Origin of the sequence: Embleya sp. NPDC127516 (assembly GCF_044765325.1) — a bacterium.
GTDB lineage: Bacteria > Actinomycetota > Actinomycetes > Streptomycetales > Streptomycetaceae > Embleya.
The window spans coordinates 74443-96470 of sequence record NZ_JBIWJT010000019.1 but is presented as its reverse complement, the minus strand read 5'-3'; the positions used below and the strand labels follow the sequence as shown (position 1 = coordinate 96470).

Annotated in this window: 19 protein-coding genes; 9 read left to right on the top strand and 10 right to left on the bottom strand. The window is 72.5% G+C overall.

Features of this window, described 5'->3' with window-relative positions; all coding sequences use genetic code 11:
* The first annotated feature begins 24 nt into the window (after positions 1 to 24).
* Complete coding sequence (locus ACIRL2_RS32390; protein ID WP_395867297.1) at positions 25 to 1347, top strand: hypothetical protein; 1323 nt, start codon at positions 25 to 27, stop codon at positions 1345 to 1347.
* 73 nt (positions 1348 to 1420) lie between these two features.
* On the opposite strand, the gene ACIRL2_RS32385 is transcribed toward ACIRL2_RS32390, so the two are convergent.
* The 7 genes from ACIRL2_RS32385 to ACIRL2_RS32355 form a co-directional block, all read right to left on the bottom strand.
* On the bottom strand, positions 1421 to 2971 hold the full coding sequence (locus tag ACIRL2_RS32385; protein ID WP_402236768.1) for a hypothetical protein: 1551 nt from the start codon (positions 2969 to 2971) through the stop codon (positions 1421 to 1423).
* A gap of 63 nt (positions 2972 to 3034) precedes the next feature.
* On the bottom strand, positions 3035 to 4027 hold the full coding sequence (locus ACIRL2_RS32380) for a hypothetical protein (RefSeq protein WP_402236766.1): 993 nt from the start codon (positions 4025 to 4027) through the stop codon (positions 3035 to 3037).
* Between the two features lie 385 nt (positions 4028 to 4412).
* Positions 4413 to 4622 (bottom strand): ferredoxin, encoded by a 210-nt coding sequence (locus ACIRL2_RS32375; RefSeq protein ID WP_402236764.1) that lies wholly within the window; start codon positions 4620 to 4622, stop codon positions 4413 to 4415.
* Between the two features lie 6 nt (positions 4623 to 4628).
* Positions 4629 to 5849, bottom strand: coding sequence for a cytochrome P450 (locus tag ACIRL2_RS32370; protein ID WP_402236761.1), 1221 nt, complete (start codon positions 5847 to 5849; stop codon positions 4629 to 4631).
* Positions 5846 to 6700: a class I SAM-dependent DNA methyltransferase gene (locus ACIRL2_RS32365; RefSeq protein ID WP_402236758.1), complete on the bottom strand. Its 855-nt coding sequence runs from the start codon at positions 6698 to 6700 to the stop codon at positions 5846 to 5848. The genes ACIRL2_RS32370 and ACIRL2_RS32365 overlap by 4 nt, the downstream gene beginning before the upstream one ends.
* A gap of 78 nt (positions 6701 to 6778) precedes the next feature.
* Complete coding sequence (locus ACIRL2_RS32360; protein WP_402236755.1) at positions 6779 to 8077, bottom strand: YcaO-like family protein; 1299 nt, start codon at positions 8075 to 8077, stop codon at positions 6779 to 6781.
* A 26-nt stretch (positions 8078 to 8103) separates the two neighbouring features.
* Positions 8104 to 9078 carry an aKG-HExxH-type peptide beta-hydroxylase gene (locus ACIRL2_RS32355; protein WP_395867285.1) on the bottom strand — a complete coding sequence of 325 codons (975 nt, stop codon included), beginning with the start codon at positions 9076 to 9078 and terminating at the stop codon, positions 8104 to 8106.
* Between the two features lie 725 nt (positions 9079 to 9803).
* Here ACIRL2_RS32355 and ACIRL2_RS32350 point away from each other — a divergent pair.
* Positions 9804 to 10949 (top strand): glycosyltransferase family 4 protein, encoded by a 1146-nt coding sequence (locus ACIRL2_RS32350; RefSeq protein WP_402236752.1) that lies wholly within the window; start codon positions 9804 to 9806, stop codon positions 10947 to 10949.
* 142 nt (positions 10950 to 11091) lie between these two features.
* On the opposite strand, the gene ACIRL2_RS32345 is transcribed toward ACIRL2_RS32350, so the two are convergent.
* From ACIRL2_RS32345 to ACIRL2_RS32335, 3 genes are all read right to left on the bottom strand, one after another.
* A complete protein-coding gene (locus ACIRL2_RS32345) occupies positions 11092 to 11331 on the bottom strand; it encodes a YbdD/YjiX family protein (RefSeq protein ID WP_395867281.1) in 240 nt (79 codons plus the stop codon).
* Positions 11328 to 13544, bottom strand: a complete 2217-nt coding sequence (locus ACIRL2_RS32340; protein ID WP_395867279.1) for a carbon starvation CstA family protein — start codon at positions 13542 to 13544, stop codon at positions 11328 to 11330. The genes ACIRL2_RS32345 and ACIRL2_RS32340 overlap by 4 nt, the downstream gene beginning before the upstream one ends.
* Before the next feature lie 85 nt (positions 13545 to 13629).
* Complete coding sequence (locus ACIRL2_RS32335) at positions 13630 to 13875, bottom strand: DUF3311 domain-containing protein (RefSeq protein ID WP_395867277.1); 246 nt, start codon at positions 13873 to 13875, stop codon at positions 13630 to 13632.
* 186 nt (positions 13876 to 14061) lie between these two features.
* Between ACIRL2_RS32335 and ACIRL2_RS32330 the strand changes: the two genes are divergently transcribed.
* From ACIRL2_RS32330 to ACIRL2_RS32300, 7 genes are all read left to right on the top strand, one after another.
* On the top strand, positions 14062 to 15624 hold the full coding sequence (locus ACIRL2_RS32330; RefSeq protein WP_402236748.1) for a sodium:solute symporter: 1563 nt from the start codon (positions 14062 to 14064) through the stop codon (positions 15622 to 15624).
* A 200-nt stretch (positions 15625 to 15824) separates the two neighbouring features.
* The gene (locus tag ACIRL2_RS32325) at positions 15825 to 16337 is read left to right on the top strand and encodes a sigma-70 family RNA polymerase sigma factor (RefSeq protein ID WP_395867454.1); all 513 of its coding nucleotides are present in this window, start codon (positions 15825 to 15827) and stop codon (positions 16335 to 16337) included.
* The gene (locus ACIRL2_RS32320) at positions 16334 to 16603 is read left to right on the top strand and encodes a hypothetical protein (protein ID WP_395867273.1); all 270 of its coding nucleotides are present in this window, start codon (positions 16334 to 16336) and stop codon (positions 16601 to 16603) included. The genes ACIRL2_RS32325 and ACIRL2_RS32320 overlap by 4 nt, the downstream gene beginning before the upstream one ends.
* 666 nt (positions 16604 to 17269) lie before the next feature.
* On the top strand, positions 17270 to 18904 hold the full coding sequence (locus ACIRL2_RS32315) for a discoidin domain-containing protein (RefSeq protein WP_402236746.1): 1635 nt from the start codon (positions 17270 to 17272) through the stop codon (positions 18902 to 18904).
* A gap of 197 nt (positions 18905 to 19101) precedes the next feature.
* Positions 19102 to 20394 carry an MFS transporter gene (locus ACIRL2_RS32310; protein WP_402236744.1) on the top strand — a complete coding sequence of 431 codons (1293 nt, stop codon included), beginning with the start codon at positions 19102 to 19104 and terminating at the stop codon, positions 20392 to 20394.
* Positions 20391 to 21359, top strand: coding sequence for a hypothetical protein (locus ACIRL2_RS32305; protein WP_395867267.1), 969 nt, complete (start codon positions 20391 to 20393; stop codon positions 21357 to 21359). The genes ACIRL2_RS32310 and ACIRL2_RS32305 overlap by 4 nt, the downstream gene beginning before the upstream one ends.
* Before the next feature lie 175 nt (positions 21360 to 21534).
* The gene (locus tag ACIRL2_RS32300; RefSeq protein ID WP_402236741.1) at positions 21535 to 21978 is read left to right on the top strand and encodes a hypothetical protein; all 444 of its coding nucleotides are present in this window, start codon (positions 21535 to 21537) and stop codon (positions 21976 to 21978) included.
* The last annotated feature ends 50 nt before the right edge of the window (positions 21979 to 22028 follow it).

Below are 22028 nucleotides of genomic sequence, written 5' to 3'. Positions count from 1 at the left end.
CAATCCTGATCTACATTCCCGGGCATGAGACTGCCAGCGTTCCTGGCCGGTGCGGCGGCGCTCACCTTGGGTATGGTGTCGGTACCCGGCGCGGCTCCGCACGCCTTCGCCGCCGAGGCGCACACACTCGCCCCTCACCGGTCCTCGCCGGAACCCGCGTCCGCCTCGCTGAACCATCATGCGCCCCGTACCTACTCGCCCACCGGAACACCCGTCTCCGGCGCGCCCGACGGCGCCCGCGCGGTGTCGCTGGCCCCCGGCGACTATCTGGACCGGATGGCGGACAAAGAGGTCAAGTACTACGCCGTGGACGTGCCCTTGGGCCACACCGTATACGTGTCGGGGACGACCGTCAGCACGGTGAAGGGCCTGGAGGCGCTCGACCTCAAGCAGATCGACGACCGCAGCGGCTCGTGCCGGACGGACACCGGACTCTCCCAGTCGTTGTCGAAGGTCGTCACGGCGTCGTTGAACTGGGGAGCGACCTCCACCGGCCGCAACAACAGTTGTGTTCGGCCCGGCCGGCAGGTGTTCTCGGTGACCCGCCGGGGCACCGGTCCGCCGGTCCCGCTGGAACTGCGGATCTTCCTGGAGCCGGCCGTGCTCGACAAGGGCCCGGCCGAATCCGTGATCGCGCGCTACACCGAACCGGGCGGCGCGCCCGTACCGGTGGTCGGCGGCGGCTCGTTCGCCGATGCCGCCCCGCTCCCCGGCTCCGGCCACTTCACCGACGACATCGCGTTCGGCGAATGGGCCTTCTACCGCGTCCGCCTGGACTGGGGCCGGAGCCTGGCCCTCCAGGTCCGGGTCGGTGGCGGGCGGGGGTACGCCCCGACCGAGGTGCGCCTGTACAACCCCGTACGCGAGGAACTCGCCCAGGAGTCGGCGGCCGTGTTCGACACGGAGCACATCTTCGCCGGCCGTTCGGACCCGTTCGCGACCCGGCCCGTGCGCTACCTCAACCGCAGCGAACGGCAGCAGGAGCTCGCCGACATGCTGCCCGGGTGGTACTACCTCGCGGTCGCGGTACAGGGCGAGGGCGAGCAACGCTCGCTCGCCGTCGACGTGTCCGTCGGCGGTACCAAGGAGCCCGGTCCCGGATACGCGCCGGACTCGGGGGCATCCGCCACACCCCCCGGGTGGACGCCCACGAACGGCGCGGCCACTGCGGGCGGGGCCCCGGCCCAGGCCGGCGGGCAACCGACCGGCGCCGAGAAGTCCACGGGCGCGAATGCGGCGTTCGGCGGCCCCGCCGTGTGGCTGGGCCTGCCGCTCGCGCTGCTCCTGGGCGCCGGACTGGCGACCTGGCTGATCCGCCGACGCACCTCCGGTACCCGCCCCGGCTGAGCCGGGTTCGGCCCGCGCACCGCTTCCTCGGATCCCCGACCCCGGCGACCCGCCGCGACGCCGACCGGTCGGGTCACCCGGACAGGCCGGCCCGCAGGGAGCGCATGCGATCGCGAACGGCCGCCTGCCCCGGGTCGGTCGGGACCGCCGAGTAGGCCCGCAACAGGACCCGGCCGAGATCGTACGCGGACTCCATGTCGTCGATCCGCAACCAGCAGTAGTGCGCGTTCGAGGTCATCCGGGCCGCCTCCTTCGGGTGCGTCCCTTGGGCCAGGGCGGCGTCCGCGTACAACTCCAGGGCCAGTTCCGGGCGACCGGTCAGCACCGCGACGTACGCGTGCACCTCACGCGCCGCGGGCATCGCCCCCTCGTCGCCGCCCGCGCTGGTGGCCGCGTCCAGGGACGCGGCAAGGGCCAACGCGCGCTCGTCGTCGCCGGCACGGACGAACCGCGCGATCTCGGCCACCTTGAGGGCCTGTTCCTCGGTGGGCTCGACCCGAACGGCCGCCGGGGTCCGGGCCGACGCCGGCTTCGGGGCCGGAGCCTCGGCCCGAGCCGAACTCGGGGCCGGTATGGGCGGATCGGCCGGCACCGGGGCGGCGGGGAAGGCGGCGGGCTCCTCGTCGATCGGCACCTGCGCGACCTGGCGCTGCGGAGCGTGCCACGAGGGCGTGGGCTCGACCGGATCGACGGGTGCGACGGGCGGGATTACCGTCACGCGCGGCGCGAAGAGGGTCTGAGCGGGAGCCGGTTCGGCGGCGGCCGGCTCGGGCGCGGGTGTCGAGCGCTCGACCGCCGGCGTGGCGGGGGCGGCCTCCACCGGCGCGACGGATGCCGCCGGCACGGCCGACCCGGTCACGCTCGTCGGAGTCGGAGTCGGAGTCGGAGTCGGAGTCGGAGTCGGAGCAGGCGTCGGCGCCTGCGTCATCGGCGTCGAGGAGTGCGCGGACTCGACGGAGGGTTCGGGCGCGGACGCGGCGGGCGGCTCGTACGTCGGTGTCCGCCCGGGCTCGTTGCGGGGGGCGAACGGCGCCTCCACGTAGTCGTCCTCGGCCTGGGACGGCCGCCCGGAGGCACGGGGGCGGTCCCGGTCCGGCTCCCGGGGCGCCTCCGGGGCCGGTGGTGCGTACATCCCCTCCGGTCCTGCGGGCGACGCCTCGAACGGCGCCTCCGGGCGCGCCTCGGGCTGCGGCGCGACCGGTGGGGTCGGCGTCGCGGCACCGGTCGGGAGCGTCCGCCGACCGCGCTTGGCTCCGTCGCCGGACCGCGTATCCGATGGATCCCCGGCATCGCGACCCGGTTCGAACACCGGACGCGGCGTGCTCTTGCGCCGACCCAGCAGCGAGCGTCGCTTCGTGTTCGGGGTGATCGGATCGTCCGCCGCGGTCACCCCGCCGTCCTGCGCGACGATCAGGGGGAAGACCGTACCGTCCGGCTCCACCGCCTCCGCGCGCACCGGGCGGCCCAGGACGCGCGCGGTCACCGCCGCCGCCTCCAGCGCGGCGGCACGCGGATGTACCCCGGACGGCACCGGAATCGACACGCCGTCCACCCGGACCGTGTCGTCGATCAACAGCTCGATCGTGACGACGGGCCACGCCGGCACTGCGGAGTTGTCGGGCACGAGGGCTCCTTCGGTCGAGCGGAATGCGGTCGGACGAGGCGGCGGGGTGGTCCCGCCGCGGCACTACCCACGCGGCGTCGATGCCGGCTTGGCGGGCGGCGGGCGCGAGCCGGACGCCCCGGAGGGGGGTGTCCCGGTCGCCGGCGGTCCGCACACCGGCCCGCCGGGAGCAATCTTCATCGTGGGCGCTCCGCGGATCAAGGTCACCACGACCACGCACGAATCGGCGCTCACCGGTGCTCCGGCGAAGACGACACCCATCTCGCCCGGGCGCGGGAGTTCGGTCTTCTGGAACACGCCGGCCGGACTCTGCGCGACGGCCATGTATCCGGCGACTCCGTCGGTGTGCGTCGGCGGCAGCCAGGACACCTCGACCCGTCCGTCCACGACACGTCGGCTCACCTGTCGCGGCTGGTATTCGGCGAGCAGCTCGGGAGCGACCTGAGTCGCGGTGCCCGGCGCCGCGGAGGACGACGCGACCGGGGGCGGCGGCTCCGTCGGCTCCGTCGGCGGCGGCGGCGCGGCGGTCGAGGCGGCGGGCTCGTCGCCTCCGGTCAACAGGACCGCCGCGACGGTGATCCCCGTGACCAGGAGCAGCCCCGCGAGCACCAAGCGGGTCCGGGAGCGGCCTTCCTGCCCCTCGAAGCCCCGTCCCCGATGGCCCCGTTCGTCCGATTCGAAGTCCCATCCGTAACCGGCCGGCGAACCCGACCACGCGGGCGCCGCCGGCGCCTCGAATCCCCCGCCGAGTTGTTCGTCGTCCCCGGGCGCCATACCGGGCGCGAGCGGGATCGGAGGAGGTCCGGCCACCCGTCGGGGCGTCCCCCGGGCGGGCGTCGGCGGTCCGGCCACCGATCGTTCCTCGACGGTGTTCCGTACCGGGGTCGCGGGGTTCACCGCGGCGATCGGCGTCGTGGCCGGCACCGGGACAGTCCGGGTCGCCGGACTCGGCACGGACACGGGGGCGGCGGCGCGAACGGGCGACCCGGGCGCATCGAGATCGATCTCCGCCGGCCACCAGGCCGGCGGGGTCAACCCGGGTCGGGTGTAGGTCACGCCGCTTTCCTCGCTCCATACCCCGGGCCCCGGATCGGGCGAGCTCACCCGGAGCTTCGCGACCGGTGTCCATCACCCTCGTCCCGGGCTCTTGTCGGTTCCACAGGAAGGCCCCACCGCCGCCGGGGCGAGTCGGTGGCGACCGGGCGCGATCCATCGCCGGTGACCGCAGCGGATCGGGCAACGGAACCCATGGGAAGTGTAGAAACCGCCCGACTCGATCGATAGGCCGGATTGCGCGACGCCGACCACGCGAATCGGCTGATCCGGACACCCCGACCGACCTACCGCGCACCGCACACCCGCCGGCCCGCGCCGAGGGTGTGCCCGAGCCGGTCGAGACCGACGAGAGGTGGTGAGTCTGCCGGCCCGGTGGTCGGCGTGCTCAGCCCCGGTCTCGGGTGAACGTGATGGCCTCGACCGGGCACAGGTACGCGGCGTCCTCGGTGTGCGCGTCGACGGGTGGGGCGTCCGCGCGGACCGCGGCTCGGCCGTCCGCGCTTCGGGTGAAGTGGGCGGGTGCGGTGGCCGCGCAGATGCCGGAGGAGATGCACAGGGCGCGGTCGACGAGCGGGCGGGGTGGGTCTTCGGACATCGGTGGTCACCACGTCACGGGGAGAGTGCCGGGGGCTCGGGTCTTCAGGCCGGTTTTCCAGGTCGGCGGGGCCGCGGGGCGCAGTGTCGGGAAGCGCCGGGTCAAGGCGGTCAGGGCTTCCTGGAGTTGCACTCGGGCCAGTTGGGCGCCCACGCAGTGGTGTACGCCGTGCCCGAAGCTCAGATGCGGGTTGGGGGTCCGGGCCAGGTCGAGGTGGTCGGGGGTGTCGAAGACGGATTCGTCGTGGTTGGCCGCGGAGTTGACGGCCATCACCGCGTCGCCCTCGACGATGTCGACGCCCGCGAGGGTCATCGCCTCGGTGGCCACCCGGAGATTGGCCTGCACGTTGGTCTGGGCATAGCGCAGCAGTTCCTCGGTGGCCGTCGGAATCCGGTCCGGGTGGTCGACGAGGTGCCGGTAGCGGTCGGGCACGTCCAGGAGGAGGTGGATCATGCCGGACAGCCGGTCGGCGGTGGTGCCGTAGCCGCCGGCCAGGAGCACGACGCAGAAGGAGAGCAGTTCCTCCTCGGTGAGGCGGTCCTCGTCGTCACGGGCGGCGATCAGGACGCTGAGCATGTCGTTCGCCGGGTGGCGGCGTTTGTCGGCGATCAGGGTGCCCATGTAGCCGGTCATCTCGCCGACCGCGTGGGTGACGGCGGCGTCCGGGATCGCGGTGAGGCTGCGCAGCGCGTCGCACCACGCGTCGAGGCGGTCGCCGTCGTCGCGCGGGGTGCCCAGGAGGTCGCAGATGACGGCCAGCGGGAGGGGGCGGGTGAACAGGGTGACCAGGTCCGCGGGGCGGTCGTGGGCGGTGACGGTGTCCAGGAGGTCGGCGACCAGGCGGGCGATGTCGGCACGCATGGCCTCGGCGCGGCGGGCGGTGAAGGCGGCGGCGACGAGTTTGCGCAGGCGGGTGTGCACCGGCGGGTCGGCGGCCAGGATCGAGTCGGCCAGGGTGGGTACGGCGGCCATCCGTGGGCCGGTTCCCCGGGTCGCGCGGGTGCGGCTGAAGCGGGGGTCACCCAGGACGAGACGTACGTCCGCGTAGCGGGTGACCAGCCAGGCCGGGTCGCCGCTGGGCAGCCGAATGCGGGCGCATGGGGCGTCGCGGCGCAGGGTGGCGAACTCCGGTAGGGGGTCCAGTCCGTCGCGGTGCGGGAGCGGAAAAACGGCGGTGGGAACGGACGTTCGGGTCTCGGATGCGGGATCGGGGGTCGGCCCGGTCACGACGCCTCCGAGGTGTCGGGTGCGTAGACACAGACGTGGTAGGCGCTGTCCCGGGTGAAGGGCGCACCCGCCCAGGAGCCCAGGCGTTGCTTGAGGCGCAGGCCCGACCGCTGTGCCAGCAGATCGAGTTCGCCCGGTGACGCGTAGTGGAAGGAGACGCGGAGATGACGCGTGCGGTCGGCCTCGTGCACGAGGTAGTGGGAGTGGTACGTCTGCGTGGACGGGTCGATGCGGCGGTGGCACAGGATGAGGAGTTCGTCGGTCTCGACGACGACCTCGGGAATGCCGGACGCGGCGGCGACCGCGAGTGCCTCGGGCAGGTGGGCGTCGAAGGCGAGGAGGCCGCCGGGGCGCAGTCGTGCCCGGGCGGCGGTGAGGCAACGCTGCATGCTCCGGCTGTCCGGGAGTTCGAAGAAGGTGCCGCCCGCGAGGTAGATCAGCGAGAACGAGCCGGAGGTCGGCACGTCGGCGAAGTCACCTATGGTGACCGGGATTTTCGCGCCGCCGGGTTTGCCGCGAAGGTGCCGGATCATCGCCTCGGAGGCGTCGATGCCGTGCACGCGCAGGCCGCGTTCGGCCAGGGGGAGGGCGACTCGGCCGGTGCCGATGCCCAGTTCGAGCACGGGGCCGGGGCCGGCGACGGCGGCGAGATCGGCAAGGCGGTCCACGGTCGCGCCGGTGATGCCCGGTTTGCCGAACCAGCGGTCGTAGTCGGCCGCGTGGGTGTCGGCGTAGTGCGCGCCGGTCTGCGCCGGTTGGGCGGCCGGCGGTCGAGAATGCGCGGTGTCGACGTCGGGCGACGCGACCGGCGGGCGGGGGCTCGTGGTGGTCGGGCTGTCCGTCTTCGGCATGTGGCTCCTCGCGTCACGGTGGTCCGGGTGGTCCGGTGGTCCGGGTGATTCGGGCACCCCGAGTGATCCGGGCTGCGGTCATCCGAAAGGATGCGGCCCGCGAACGGTCTGGAAGTGACGTTCGGCGCTCGGGCCGTTGGGCAGTGCTCGGGCGCCCGGGGCCACGACCCGGATCACGGTCGTACCCCGGGTGCGCGCCGGCCCCGCCGTGGTTTCCACGATCACGACGTCCCGCGCGGTGTGGGCGGACAACGCGGCGAGACCGGGTCGGGAGGCGAACGCACCGACCGGAGTACGAGCCGGCTGCTCCGCCGGGGTACTCGCAGCCGCCGCGCCACAGCCCGAGCGTGAGCCCGAGTCCGAGGGCGAGCCCGGATCCGGCACCGAGGCCGGCCACTCCGAGCCCGACGCGAGCCGCCCCGACATCGAGGCGGCTCCTCCCGACGTCCGGGTTGCCGCCCCATCCGTCCACAGCCGCAGGCTGTCCTGGCGGTGATAGGCCCACAGGGCATGCTGCACCGCCGTCTCCGGAGGCCCGCTCCCCCGCCACCGGTCCCACGTGTCCACGGCCACCGCGCTGCCCATGCTCCAGCGCACCATGAGCGCCTCGTAGGCCGCCTTCTCGATCAGGGTCGGCACGGCGGAGTCCGGGCCGCAGCGGGCGCCGAACGTCTGGCCGGCGCCGTCGGCGGCGTGCAGGCACACCACGACGCAGCGCGTTCCGCTCGGGGCGGGGAGGTCCAAGCCGGTAGCGGTCAGGTCGAGTACGCGCAGGAGTTCGCCCAGTGGGCCCGGGAGTTCGCCGGTCGGGAGCGGCGTGGGGGCAGCGGCGAGGCCGTACCAGCTTCGCCGGATCAGGTCGCGTTCGAGGACCTCCCAGGCCGCGTGGTCGGCGGCGGCGTCCGGGTCGGGGTGTGCGGCGACGCCGGTGGAGCCGACGCCCGGACCCGGGTCGCAGCCGGCCGGCGGGCGGTGCTGAAGGAAGGCGGCGCCGGCGGGGACGTGGATCTCCTCGCCGGAGTCGGCCAGGTGCCCGAGGACCCACAACCGTCGGGTGGTTCGGGCCGTGTCCGGCGGTGCGGAGCCGTCCGGGGTCGACTCGGCGGGATCCAGCGCGGGAACACCCTTGCGCCGCAATTCGGCGTAGGACGCCACCGTGGCGGCATCCGCCTCGGCCGCCCGGCCGGCCAGGATGTTGCCGACCCGCTCCAGGAGTTCCCCGCGTGCGCTGAGCACCACCTGTTCGCGGCGATGGCCCGCGGCGCTGCCGACCAGGACGGGCCGATCGCCGGACGCGCAGACCGCGTCGAACTGCGGCGAGCGGGCCGCGATCCGCGCGATCACGACGTCGGGCGTGTGGCCGTAGGGCGTGAACACCTGTGGCTCCCATGCCGGAGCGGGCGTCACCCGCGGGCCCGGGCGATGTCGGCGGCCTCGTCCAGGACGGACGTCCCGTGGTCGGTGAGCGCGTCGCGATGTTCGAGCAGGGTGTTCACGGCGTCGATCGCCGAGCGGGCCAGCCGGTCGTGTCGCGAGCGCACGGCGGCCGCGGCCTCGGGCGTGGGTGGCGCCACGTCGGCGTCGAGCAGGCGACGGTAGAGCAGCAGGCTTCGGGCCAACACGACGGCCTGCTGGAACAGCCCGGTGAGCGGCCTCGGATCGGCCCGCAGCGGGGTCGCCACGAGGGGGCCGTCGCCCTCGACCGGGCACAGGAAGGGCTCGGCGGCGACCGCCGCCGCGTTGCAGCGCGTGTGCGTTCCCTCGTGCACGAGGGCCTCGGCCAGTCGGATCGCGCCGGGCAGGCCGTCCACGCCTCGCCGCAACCGGTCGCGCCGGATGAACACCGCGCCGTGCACCCCGAAATCGGTGAAGCCGTCGATGGCCGCACCGTGCAACAGCGCGATCTGCACCAGGATTTCTTGCAGTTCCGCGCTCGCCTCGGGCCACACCCGGGCAAGCAGCGCGGTGCTCTCGTGGATGATCTCGGTATCGGTGTCCCGCCACGCGACCACGGCCGACACCGGCGCGGGCGCGTTGTCGTCGTCCCGCCTGGGGATGGTCTTGAGTGCCCGGGCCACACTGCGTTCCAGGTGTGCGCGGGGCGCGACGAGGTCGACGGGCCAGGGCAGTTCGCAGGGCGGGGCGGCGATGTCGGCCCTGGCTCGCGCGAACATGCGCCCGAGCGCTTCGAGCCGTTGTGGGTCGGGGACGTCGGCGCGCAGGACTCGTTGCGCGATGTGTGCCGTTTCGATGACCGCCGGGTGGGTCGATTCCCGTGGTGTGGCCGTCAGTTCGGCTCGGGCCAGGATCGTTTGCGTCATCCGCGCCAGGACCGCGCGTTCCTCGGCGCCCTGACCTGCGTCTGGTTCCACGCGCATCGCGAGTGCCTCCGGGCTCCCGGTGGGGTGGGTGCGGCGGACCGGATCGTGCGACCCGCCGCACCCGGTGACGTTGCCTCAGCTGGGCAAGTCGATCATCAAGGCCAACTCGGGCAGTTCTTCTTCCGGGACAAGTTCGATGTCGTCCTGCATATCGGACTCCCTTCCGCTCGCCGGCTCCCCCGCCGTCGACGGGGACGACCGGAAGCGCCATGGTGTGCGGGCGACGACGATGAATACAAGGAGTACGCGGCGGTGGCGCTCCGTGGCGGGTCAAGTCCGTACAGCCGGAAACCGCCTTGTATTCGGTGCGGGACACTCGCCTCGGGGTCGACCGGGTCGAGTGATCAGCCGTTATGGCGGCGGCGCCGGAGGGCGGCCACTGCGCTCGCGGGCTGTCAACGATGCATCCGGACCGGCGGATTTCGGTAGGTCGGCCGAACAATGGCCGAAAACAGTGAAACAACGACACATCGCGTCCCGCGCGCGGGCCGACCGGTTCTCGCTCCCGCCCGCGCGTCACCCTTGGCAACGGGCCGATCACCGGTGATGATGACCCGGCGCCGCCGGCCCCGAGCGCACCCGAGCCCCGGCTCGCGACACCCGCCGCCCAGGACGAGGAGACGCCGATGGACCCCGTACGCATCGCACCGCGGCAATCGACCGCCGACGCCCGCCCATGCCCGCTTGCGGCGTTCTCGATCCAGGGCTGAGACGGGGCCGGTATGCGCATCGCCTACCTGCACGGCGGCAGCATCCCATCCGTGTGGGCCAACAGCGTCCATGTCATGCGCATGTGCGACGCGTTCGCCTCCGCCGGACACGACATCACCCTCTACGCGGCGCCCGGCACCCACGAGGCCGACGACCCGTACGCCTACTACGGCGTCCGCCATCGTTTCCCCATCCGCACCGTCCCGGTCCCCGACGGCTACTCCCCCGCCGGCTACCGGCAACGCGCCCAGCGGGTGCGCGAGTTGCTGCTCGAAGCGGGCGCACCGGACCTGATCTACGGCCGCGATCCGTACAGCCTCGTCGCCGCGGCGGACGTCGCGCCGTTCGTGTACGAGGTCCACCAGATCCGCGAGGACCTGACCCCACCCGAGACCGATCACCGCCTGCTCGCCGATCCGCGCCTCGCCCGTCTCGTGGTGATCACCCACGCGCTCGCCCGCGACCTGCGCGCGACCTACCCGGACCTGGATCCGGCCCGCGTCCTGATCGTGCCCGACTGCGCCGACCCGCCCCGACTCGACGTCGAGAGCGTGCGGTTGCCCGGTCGCGAGGGGCTGCCTCGGATCGGCTACGTCGGACACCTGTACGACGGTCGCGGCATCGACCTGATCCTCGACGTCGCCGAGCGCATCCCGGGCGCGGACTTCCACCTGGTCGGCGGTACGCCCGAGGACCGGGATCGCTGGGAGGGGCCCTGCCGACTCGCCAACGTGTACTTCCACGGCCACCGACCGCCCGCCGAGCTGCCCGGGTATTACCCGTTGTTCGACGTCGTGCTGGCTCCGTACGAGGAGAAGGTGTACCTCACCGGCAGACTCGGCGAGACCGGCCGCTGGACCTCGCCGATGAAGCTCTTCGAGTACATGTCCTACGGGCGCGCCCTCATCGCCTCCGACCTGCCGGTCCTGCACGAGGTTCTGACGGACCGGGTGAACTGCCTGATCCGGCCGCCCGCCGACCCGAAAGCGTGGGCGCACGCCGTTCTGGAACTGATCGACGACCCGGGCCTGCGCCGCTCGCTCGGCGACGAGGCCCGCCGCCAGGTCCTCGACCGCTACACGTGGCGCCACCGGGCCGACGTCGTCCTGGCGGGCCTGGCCGGCGCGGACCCGAGCGGCGGCACCGGCCCGGCATGAGCATGTGCGACCGCCCGCCCTCACCACGTGGTGGTGCGCGGTACCCGCGTGCCGCGCACGGGCCGCGCGACCGGGTCGGGCGGACCCGGCCGGCGCGGCGCGTGCCGGTCGTCTGATGTCGGATCCCCGCCGGTGGCGCGGCTCAGCAGCAGCGGGTCTGCGGGTTCTCCTCGCGCCGCCTGGCCCGCCAGGACTCGTAGGCCCGTCGGGACGGCACCGGCCGATCCGGATGCTCGCGCAGGTGCCGCCGACAGTGCCGGTCGTACTCCGCGTCGCCGGAGATCTCCCGCAGGTACCACCGGATCCATTGCAACAGCCGCTTCGGGCCCGGCCCGCCCCCCACGTCGGGGTCCGGGTTCGCTTCGGTGTCGGTTCGCGTCACAACCGAGCCGCCTCGTCGCCGGAGCCCGAAGCCGCGCCCGTGCCCGTATTCGCTCCCGCTCCCGCTCCGGCGAGTTCGCGCACGCGCGGTGCGTCGACGGGTTCGTCCGTCAGCTTCGACTCGACGTATGGGGTCTCCGTGGTGGGCAGCGTCCCCCCGGCCCGGATCGCCCGCACGCACACGATCGCCGCGTTGCCCATCACCAGCGCGATCAGTACCAGGAACAGCGAGATCAGCACGCCGTCCACGGTGGAGTTGAGCACCACGGTGTGCATGTCGTCCATGTTCTTCGCCGGGCCCAGCACCTTGCCCGCGTCGATCGCGTCGGCGTAGCGGTCCCGTTGCGCGAAGAAGCCGACCCGGGGGTCGTCGGAGAAGATCTTCTGCACCCCGGCGGTGTAGGTCACCGCCACGTCCCAGGCCAGCGGGATGCCGGTGACCCAGGCCCAGCGCAGCTTGCCCGACTTGATCAGCACGGTGGTGGCCACGGTCAGCGCGACGGCGGCGAGCAGTTGGTTCGCGATGCCGAACAGCGGGAAGAGCTGGTTGATCCCGCCCAGCGGATCGGTGGCCCCGGCGTACAGGAAGTAGCCCCACAGGCCCACCACCACGGCGCTGGTGATCCAGATGCCGGGCTTCCAGTTGACCCGGCCGATCGGCTTCCAGACGTTGCCCAGCATGTCCTGGAGCATGAAGCGGCCCACCCGGGTGCCGGCATCCACCGTGGTCAGGATGAACAGCGCCTCGAACATGATCGCGAAGTGATACCAGAACGCCTTCATCCCCGCGCCGCCGAAGACTTCGGCGAATATCTCCGACATGCCCACGGCCAGCGTGGGCGCTCCGCCGGACCGGGCGATCAGGGTCTTCTCCTCGACCGCGGTCGCCGCCGAGCGCAGGTCCTCGGGGCTGATCGTGAACCCGAGACCGGCCACCGCGTGTGAGGCGCTCTCGGCCGTGGCACCGAGCACTCCGGCCGGGGCGTTCATCGCGTAGTACAGACCGGGATCGATCACACACGCCGCGATCAGCGCCATCACCGCCACGAACGACTCCATCAGCATGGCGCCGTAGCCGATCATCCGGACCTGCGACTCCTTCCTGATCAGCTTCGGCGTGGTACCGGAGGCGACCAGGGCGTGGAAACCGGACAACGCCCCGCACGCGATGGTGATGAACAGGAACGGGAACATCGACCCGGCGAACACCGGCCCGGAACCCGAGCTCGCGAACGAGCTGACCGCGTCGGTCTTCAGGTTCGGCGCGGCGACCAGCACCCCGATGGCCAGGAGCACGATCGTGCCGACCTTCATGAAGGTGGACAGGTAGTCGCGCGGGGCCAGCAGCAGCCACACCGGCAACACCGAGGCGACGAAGCCGTACCCGACCAGACAGAACACCAGCGTGGTCGGGCTCCACGTGAACGCGTCGCCCAGCGCGGTGTCCTCGATCTGCCCGCCGCCGATGATCGCGGCCAGCAGCAGTACGACGCCGATCACGCTGGTCTCCAGCACCCGACCCGGGCGCAGGAAGCGCAGGTAGACGCCCATGAACAGGGCGATCGGGATGGTCAGCGTGACCGAGAAGGTCCCCCACGGCGAGTTCGCCAGCGCGTTGACCACGACCAGGGCGAGCACCGCGAGCAGGATGATCATGATCACGAACACCGCGATCAGCGCCGCGACGCCGCCGACCCGGCCGATCTCGTCGCGGGCCATCTGCCCCAGGCTCTTGCCGTCCCGGCGCATGGAGAGGAAGAGGATCACCATGTCCTGCACGGCCCCGGCGAAGATCACCCCCACCACGATCCAGATCGTGCCCGGCAGGTAGCCCATCTGCGCGGCCAGCACCGGGCCCACCAGCGGTCCGGCGCCGGCGATCGCGGCGAAGTGGTGCCCGAACAGCACCCGGCGGTCCGTCGGTTGGTAGTCGACGCCGTCGTCCAGGCGTTCGGCCGGGGTGGCCCGGGTGTCGTCCGGCTCCAGGACTCGTACCGCGATGAAGCGCGAGTAGAAGCGGTAGGCGATCGCGTACGAGGCGACCGCCGCGAAGATCAGCCAGACGGCCGAGATCTCCTCGCCGCGGGCCAGGGCGACCACGCCCCAGCCGGCCGCGCCGATCAGGGCGACGACGGTCCAGATCAGGATCGACCTCGGATTGTACGAACGGGGGCTGCGGGTGCCGGTGCTGGTACCGGTGTTGGTGGGGGGCACGCGTACTCCTCATCGGGCAGGGGGACGGAAGAGCGACGGACGGGTACGGCGGGAGCGGCCGGGAGCGGCGGCCGATCCGGGTCGGTCAGGGCTCGCGCCGGTCGGGGCGGCGCAGCAGCAGGTAGGCGACGAGCATGGCGGCGGCGCACCCCGGCACCCAGGCGAGCTGGTACCAGTAGAAGAACGGGACACCGGCCATTTCCGGCCCTCGACGGGCGTACGAGGGCACCCACAGCAGCGCCGCGACCGGCGCGGCAAGGCAGATCCCGGCCGCGATCCGGCGGCGCGCGCGGGCGTGTCCGGCGGCGGTCGGGGGTCGATTCCCGGTCATCGCGCCTCCTGCTGTCGGTGGCCACGGGGCCGACCGTGCGCCGGCCCTGTGGAAGAGTTGCGCGTGCGCGCTTTTTGGTTGACAGCCGATGTCCGGCGGATTTCCGTGAGGTGGCCCGGGCCCGGTCGGGTACGCTCGCGCAACCCGTGGGCGAGCGCGCTCACACGTCGATCCGGACGGTGACGGATGACCGACGGGGCCATGATCGCGGCCCTCCTGATCGTCGTCGGCGGTGCCTCGCTACTGGCGGTGACCGCACCGCGCCTGCGCCGCACCGCGGATCTGCCGTCGCTGGAGAACTGGTCGCTGGCCGACCGCGGTCTCGGCCCGGTGTGGACCTGGTTCCTGCTCGGCGGCACGATCTTCACCGCGTACACCTTCACCGCCGTGCCGGGCCAGGTGTACGGCCGGGGCGCGTCGGCGTTCTTCGCGCTGCCGTACACGGTGATTGTGTGCCCGATGGCCTTCGTCCTGCTGCCCCGGCTGTGGGCGGTGGCCCGCCTGCACGGCTACCTGACCGTGGGCGACTTCGTCCGGGGTCGCTACGGCTCGCCGGCGCTGGCGCTGGTGGTCGCGTTGACCGGGATCCTGGCCACGATGCCGTACCTGGCGCTCCAGGTGCTGGGCATCCGCGCCGTGCTCGCCGCCGCGGGGCTGCATCCGCGCGGCCTGACCGGCGACCTGACCATGGTCGCCCTGTTCGCCGGGTTGGCGATCGCCACGTATCGGCACGGGCTGCGCGCGCCCACGGTGATCTCGGCGCTCAAGGGTGTGGCGATCTTCGGCTCGGCCGCGGTGGCGGTGGCGTTCGTACTCCGCCGGTTCGGCGGGCCGGGGCCGATGTTCGAGGCCGCGGATCGGCGGCTGGCCGCGCACGGTCCGGTGGACGCCTCGCTGGTCCTGGGGCCGCATCAGCAGGCCGGGTTCGCCACGCTGGCGTTCGGTTCGGCGCTGGCGCTGTTGATGTACCCGCATGTGCTGACCGCCGGGTTCGCCGCGTCCGGTCCCGACACGCTGCGTCGGGTCTGCGTCGCGCTGCCCGCCTGGACCTCGGTGCTGGCGATGTTCGGCGTGCTGGGCATCGCGGCGGTGGCGATGGACGTCGACGCGCCCTCGGGTACGGCCGAGGCGGCGGTACCGATGCTGGTCGACCGGCTGCTGCCTGCCTTTCCGGCCGGTCTGGTGTTCGGCGCGATCATCGTCGGCGCGTTGGTGCCGGCGGCGGTGATGTCGATCGCCGCCGCTACCTCCTTCGTGCGCAACGTCTACGTCGCCTACTTTCAGCCGACGGCCACGCCCAAGCGGCAGATGCGCGTCGCGCAGTGGGTGTCGCTGACCGCGAAGGTGGGCGCGGTGGCGTTCGTCTTCGGGCTGCGCGACCAGGCCGCGATCAATCTGCAACTGCTCGGCGGGGTGTGGATCCTGCAGATCTTCCCGGCCGTGGTGATCGGGCTGTTCACCCGGCGTCTGCACCACCGGGCACTGCTGGCGGGCTGGGCGGTGGGCATGCTGACCGGTACCGTCGCGGTCGTGCGGGAGGGCTTCGTCTCGCTGATCCGGATCGAGCTGGGAGGTCGGGGCGTGCAGATGTACGCGGGGCTCGCCGCACTGCTGCTCAACCTCGCGGTCACCCTGGTCCTCACCGAGGTGTTCGACCGGATGGGCGCCGCGCGGGGTGCGGACACCACGGCGCTGCCGGCCCGCCTGGTCGGCCGGCGTGGCCCGGGGAAGGAGGCGAGCGGCTCGTGAAACGCCTGCGCCGGGACATCGAGCCCGCACCGGCACCCGCGCCCGCGCCGTCGCGCGGCGCGCCGGTCCCGGAGGCGCCGATCGTGGAATCGCGGGTTCCCGAGGCGTCGGTCCCCGAGGCGCTGGTTCCCGGGGCACTGGTCCCTGAGGCACTGCTCCCCCGGGCCGCCCGCGTTCCGGATGCCTCGCTCCCGGGCGGGATGCAACCGCCGCCGGCCGCGGACGAATCGGATCGCGAGGTGCAGATCGCGCGCCTGTTCGACCTGCACTACCCCTCGATGCTCCGACTCGCCACCCTCCTGGGTGCCGACGACCCGGAGAACATCGTGGCCGAGGCGTACTACGAGATCTACCGCAAATTCCGCAAACTGCGCACACCCGACGCCGCCGCCGCCTATCTGCGTTCGGTCGTGTGCAACCAGACCCGGATGCGAATACGCCATCTCCAGGTCGCCCGCCGACACGTCGAGGATTCCGTCGACACGGTGGCCTCCGCCGAGACCTCGGCCCTGCTGCGCGACGACCAGCAGGCGCTGATCCGCGCGCTGCGCGAGTTGCCCGCGCGCCAGCGCGAGGCACTCGTACTGCGCCACTGGCTCGGGCTCAAGGAGAAGGAGATCGCGTCGACCATGGGCATCTCGGTCGGCTCCGTCAAAACGCACACCGCTCGTGGGATCGCCGCTCTCACGCACGCGCTGGAGGTACGGCGATGAACAACCCTCCCACCCCTCCCACCTCGCCCGACACCGAGCGACACCTGCGCGAGGCCCTGGAAACCCTCGCCGCCGGCGTACACCCGGCCCCCGACGCCTACCACACCGCCCACCAGGACTGGCAACGCCGCGAACGCCGCCGCCGCCTGATCCTGGCCACCCTGATCCTCGTCGTCTTCACCCTGGCCACCGTCATCGGCGTCCTGGTCCTCAACCACACCCCCGCCGCCCCCACCCCCACCTTCGACCACCCCTCCTCCCCCTGACCCACCACCACATCCACCCCCCGACCCGGCGCCCATGCGGCCTTCGGGTCATCGGGGTGCTCCGCGCCGGGGCGCAGGGGTGGGTGGCTTCTTGTCGCCGGGTTCGGTCTGGGGCGTGGACTGCACGGGTCTTGTTCGACCACCCCTCCTCCCCCTGACCCACCACCACATCCACCCCCCGACCCGGCGCCCATGCGGCCTTCGGGTCATCGGCGTGCTCCGCGCCGGGGCGCAGGGGTGGGTGGCTTCTTGTCGCCGGGTTCGGTCAGGGGCGTGGACTGCACGGGTCTTGTTCGACCTCCCCACCTCGTCCTGACCTACGGCCACAGCCGACCCCGGGTCGACACCCATGCGATGCCTCCGGGGCGTCGAGGTGCCCGGCGCGGGGCCGCCAGGGGTGTCGGGAGGCTTCCTGTGGACGGGTTCGGGCGGGGACGTGGACTGGGCGGGTCTTGTTAGTAAAGTTTCCTAACAAGTCTTGACGGGGTGCGCGGCTGCTTGGGATCGTCGGGGCCAACAGTCGGGCCGGAGGCTCCTGTTGGGGCATCGCGGGCTGCTTTTTCGCGGTGTCGCCAGGTCCCGCGAGCGCACTTCTCCGGCCCGATCGAGCGCACCATCCCGCCCGGCTCAGGCACGACGATCGGCTCCTCAACGCTGGAGGACGACGTGCACCTGTCCCTGCCCACGCGCCCGCAACGCGGAAGATTCCCGGCCCGGTTCGGCCGGCGCGCCCTGTCCCGAATACCTCGACTGCCCGCGGTGATCGCCGTCGTCGCGATGTTGGCAACGGTGCTGACCTTCGGGGAAACCGCCTCCGCCGCCGAGGTGTTGCTCTCCCGCGGCAAACCCGCCACCGCCTCGTCCACCGAGAGTTCCACCTACGGCGCGGCCAAGGCCGTGGACGGCAAGACCACCACCCGGTGGGCGAGCCAGGAGGGCGCCGGCGCCCAATGGCTCAGCGTCGACCTCGGCTCCGACGTCTCGATCTCCCGGGTACGGCTGACCTGGGAGGCCGCCTACGCCAAGGCCTACCGGATCGAGGTCTCGCCCGACGGCGCGTCCTGGACCAAGGTCTACAACACGTCCACCGGCGACGGCGGCACCGACGATCTCGGCGCGCTGTCCACGCACGGTCGCCACGTGCGCGTGTACGCGACCACGCGTGCCACCGAATACGGCTATTCCCTCTGGGAGTTCGAGGTCTTCGGCGCAGGCGGCCCGGACACCACCGCACCGAGCACGCCGACCGCGTTGCGGGTGACCGGCACCACGTCCACCGGCGTCTCGCTGGGCTGGACCGCCTCCACCGACAACGTCGGGGTCACCGGCTACGACGTGCTGCGCGACGGCGTCACGGTCGGCACCAGCGCCGGCACCTCCTACGCGGACACCGGCCTGACCACCGGAGTCGGCTACACCTACACCGTCCGCGCCCGCGACGCGGCCGGCAACCTGTCCGCGCCCAGTGCCTCGGTGGTCGGCACCCCGCAGGCCGGCGGCTCCTCGTTCACCGTCGTCGCCGCCGGCGACATCTCCGACCCGGGCTGCACGTCGTCGCAGGACTGCGGGGCGGAGCAGACCGCGAAGCGGGTCGAGGCGATCAACCCGGACGAGGTGATCACGCTCGGGGACAACCAGTACGACACGGGCAGCCTCGCCGACTTCCGCAAGTACTACGACACCACGTGGGGCCGGTTCAAGGCCAAGACCCGTCCCTCGCCCGGCAATCACGAGTACGACGACAGTCCTCCCGAGTCCGGCTACAAGGCCTACTTCGGCGACCGGGCGACTCCGAACGGGACCACCTGGTACAGCTGGGACCGGGGCGGCTGGCACTTCATCGCGCTCGACTCCGAGCAGTCGATGTCGGCGAACTCGGCGCAGATCCAATGGCTGAAGGCGGACCTGGCGAACAACTCGCAAGGCTGTGTGGCCGCTTACTGGCACAAGCCCCTGTACAGCTCGGGACCGCAGGCCGACAAGGTCAGTCAGACCGCGTGGCAGGTGCTCTACGACGCGCACACCGATCTGATCCTCAACGGGCACGACCACCTCTACGAGCGCTACGCGCCGCAGAACCCCAAGGCCAAGGCGGATCCCGCCGGCATCCGCGAGTTGCTCGTGGGCACCGGCGGCGCGGACCCGTACGACTTCGAGAGTCCGCAGCCCAACAGTGAGAAGCGGGTGACCGGTTCGCCGGCCGTGCTCAAGCTGACCCTCTCCGCCGGCACCTACTCCGGACAGCTCGTGCGCTACGACGGCAAGCAGCTCGACTCCTTCGGGCCGGTCGGCTGCCACTGAGTCCACCGATCGAGTCCACCGATCGTGCGGGCCGCCCGGCGACCTCCTTCCCGGTCGGCCCGCACCGGGCCCGTTCCCCTCCGACCCTCCCCCGTCCCGACCCTGCCCATCGCGCTGCATCCCGCTCCGTCTCACCCCGCCCCGCTCCGACCCGACCCGAGTCCACCGTCCCCGGACGGATCGAGGGAGGACCGCCCGTGTACATCGCCGCCACCCGGCGCGCGGACCAGGCCGGTGGGATCGCCTCGGCCCGGACGCCGCGCAGGTTCGCGCGCAACGTCCCCGCCAACGTGCTCGCGCTCGGCGCCGTCAGCCTGGTCACCGACGTCTCCTCGGAGATGGTCACCGCCATACTGCCCACCTACTTCGTCCTCACCCTGGGTCTGAGCCCGTTGCAATACGGCCTCCTGGACGGCACCTACTTCGGCGTCACCGCGTTCGTCCGTCTGCTCGGCGGCCAGGTGGCCGACCGCACCCGCCGGCGCAAGCTGGTCGCGGGCACCGGGTACGGACTGTCCGCCGTGTGCAAACTCGGCCTGCCACTGGCCGGTTCGTCGGTCACCGGGCTCGGCCTGGTGCTCGCGGCGGACCGCACCGGCAAGGGGCTGCGTACCGCGCCGCGGGACGCGCTGATCACCCTCAGCACCCCGGCACCCGACCTGGGTCGGGCGTTCGGCGTGCACCGCGCGATGGACACGATCGGCGCCTTTCTCGGCCCGCTCGCCGCGTTCGCCGTGTTGTGGGCCACCCACGACGCGTACGACGCCGTGTTCGTGGTGAGCTTCTGTGTGGCCGTGTTCGCGGTGCTGCTGATGGCGCTGTACGTGCGCGACCACCGCGAACCGGCCGGCCCCCGGCGCGAGTCGTCGTTGCGGGCCGCGTTCGCGCTGCTGCGACTGGGTCCGTTCCGGCGCGCCTGCGTCGCCGCCACCGTGCTGGGGCTGCTCACCGTCGGCGACACGTTCGTCTATCTGGTCCTGCAACAGGGCTTCGACATCCCGCTCCGATACTTCCCGCTGTTGCCGCTGGGCACCGCCGGGGCCTACCTGCTGCTCGCCGTGCCGCTCGGTCGGCTCGCCGACCGGGTCGGCCGATTCCGTGTCTTCCTCGGCGGGCACCTCGCACTGCTCGCTGCCTACGCGGTGGCCGCCGCGCCCACCGGGGACCGCACCCCGGGCACACCGCTGTTGTGGACCGTGCTGCTGAGCGTGCTCTTCCTCCAGGGCCTGTTCTACGCCGCCACCGACGGCGTGCTCATGGCCGCCGCCGGACCGCTGCTCCCGGTGCACCTGCGCACCAGCGGCCTGGCCCTGCTCCAGACCGGTCAGGCCGGCGCCCGGATGGTGTCCTCGGTGCTCTTCGGCGCGGCCTGGACGTTGTGGGGTTCGCGCCCCGCGCTGCTCGCCATGGGAGTCGGGATGGCCGGCTGCCTCGTCCTGGCCCGGCGGTTGTTGCCGTCGCGGTCCCCGCTCCCGGAGGTGACCGGATGAGGCGCGCCCTGGCGTTGCTGCTCGGCCTGTTGGTACTGGTCGGAGTGGGGGTCGGGTACTCGACCTTCGCGGCCGGCCGCGAGGAGGACGCGACGGTCGAACGCCGGCCGCTGGACCTGACCGCGGGCGGGCAGTTGGTCTTCGTGGACACCGACCGCGGCGGCGGCCGGCGCACCGTGGCCGCGACCGGAATCGATGCGGCCGGCAGCACCGGCCCGTCCCGGATCGACAGCGGGCTGCGCTGCGAACGCTTCGCCGTCGGCGCGGGCACCGGGGTCTGCCTGCAGACCCGAGGCGGCCCACTGCCCGGCACCGACGCGCTGATCGTGGACCGCTCGATGAATGTGCGACGCCGGATCGAACTCGCGGGCACGCCCAGTCGCGCCCGGGTATCGGCGAGCGGACGCATGGTGTCCTGGACCGTCTTCGTCACCGGCGAGTCCTACAACAAGACCGGATTCTCCACCTGGACCGGCATCGTGGACACCCGCACCGACTACACGCTGATCAACATCGAGGCCATCCCGCTGACCATCGACGGCAAACGCTACCGATCCGCCGACGTCAACTACTGGGGCGTCACCTTCGCCGCCGACGACAACCGCTTCTACGCGACGGTCTCCACCAAGGGACGCACCTACCTGGTCGAGGGCGACTACGCGAACTGGGAGGCGCACACGGTACGGGAGAACCTGGAATGCCCGTCGTTGTCCCCGGACGGCACCCGGATCGCGTTCAAGAAGCGCTCCGGCAGCACCACGTGGCGACTGCACGTGCTCGACCTGGCCACGATGCGCGAGACCCCGTTGGCCGAGCGTGCGAACGTCGACGACCAGGCGGCCTGGCTGGACGACCACACCGTGATGTACGGGCGGGACAAGAACGTCTACGCGGTGCCCGCCGACGGAACGGGCGCCCCACGCCTGCTCGCCGCGAAGGCGGCCTCACCGACCGTCCTGCGCTGACCGGTGGCCGCCCGACCGCACCCGGCCGGGCGGCCACCGCACCATCACCCCACCGCGCCTACACGCCGACACGCACCACGCCCTCTCAGTCGACCGGCAAGGCTCGGACCCAGGTGCGGGCGTCATCCAGATGCGCGTCCACCACGAGCCCTGACTCGCCCAGTGCGGCGGCCAGTTGCGCGTCGTCGAGCGGGCGGGACCGGAACTCCTGGATCCACCGCGTGCCGAACATCTCGCGGTCGACCCGGAGGGCTATCCGGATCACCCGTCGCCGGCGCCCGGCCGGGATGGCGAGCTGTACCCGATCGCTCCCGACGGCACTGACCGACCACTGCTCCTGGCCGGCACCGACGGCTTCACCGACCAGCGGCACCTGGACCGCTCGTGGTGCGCGCTGCTCGCCGACTCCCGCCGACCCGTACCGCGGCGCCGGATCACGCACGCCGCGCACCAGGTGTTCACCGACCACGCGGTGATCGCACCCCGGCCGCAAGCCTGGGGGCTGATGCCCGCCGCCGACCGGATCTCGCCGATCGGCGCGATCGAGCCGACCGTCTCGGTGCCCACCGTGCGCCGGCACGTGCGCTCGTTCTTCGCCCGGCGCCTGCCCACGCGCTGACCGACCCGGCACGACGCGAGCCTGAGGCTCGACGGCCGGACAACCCGACA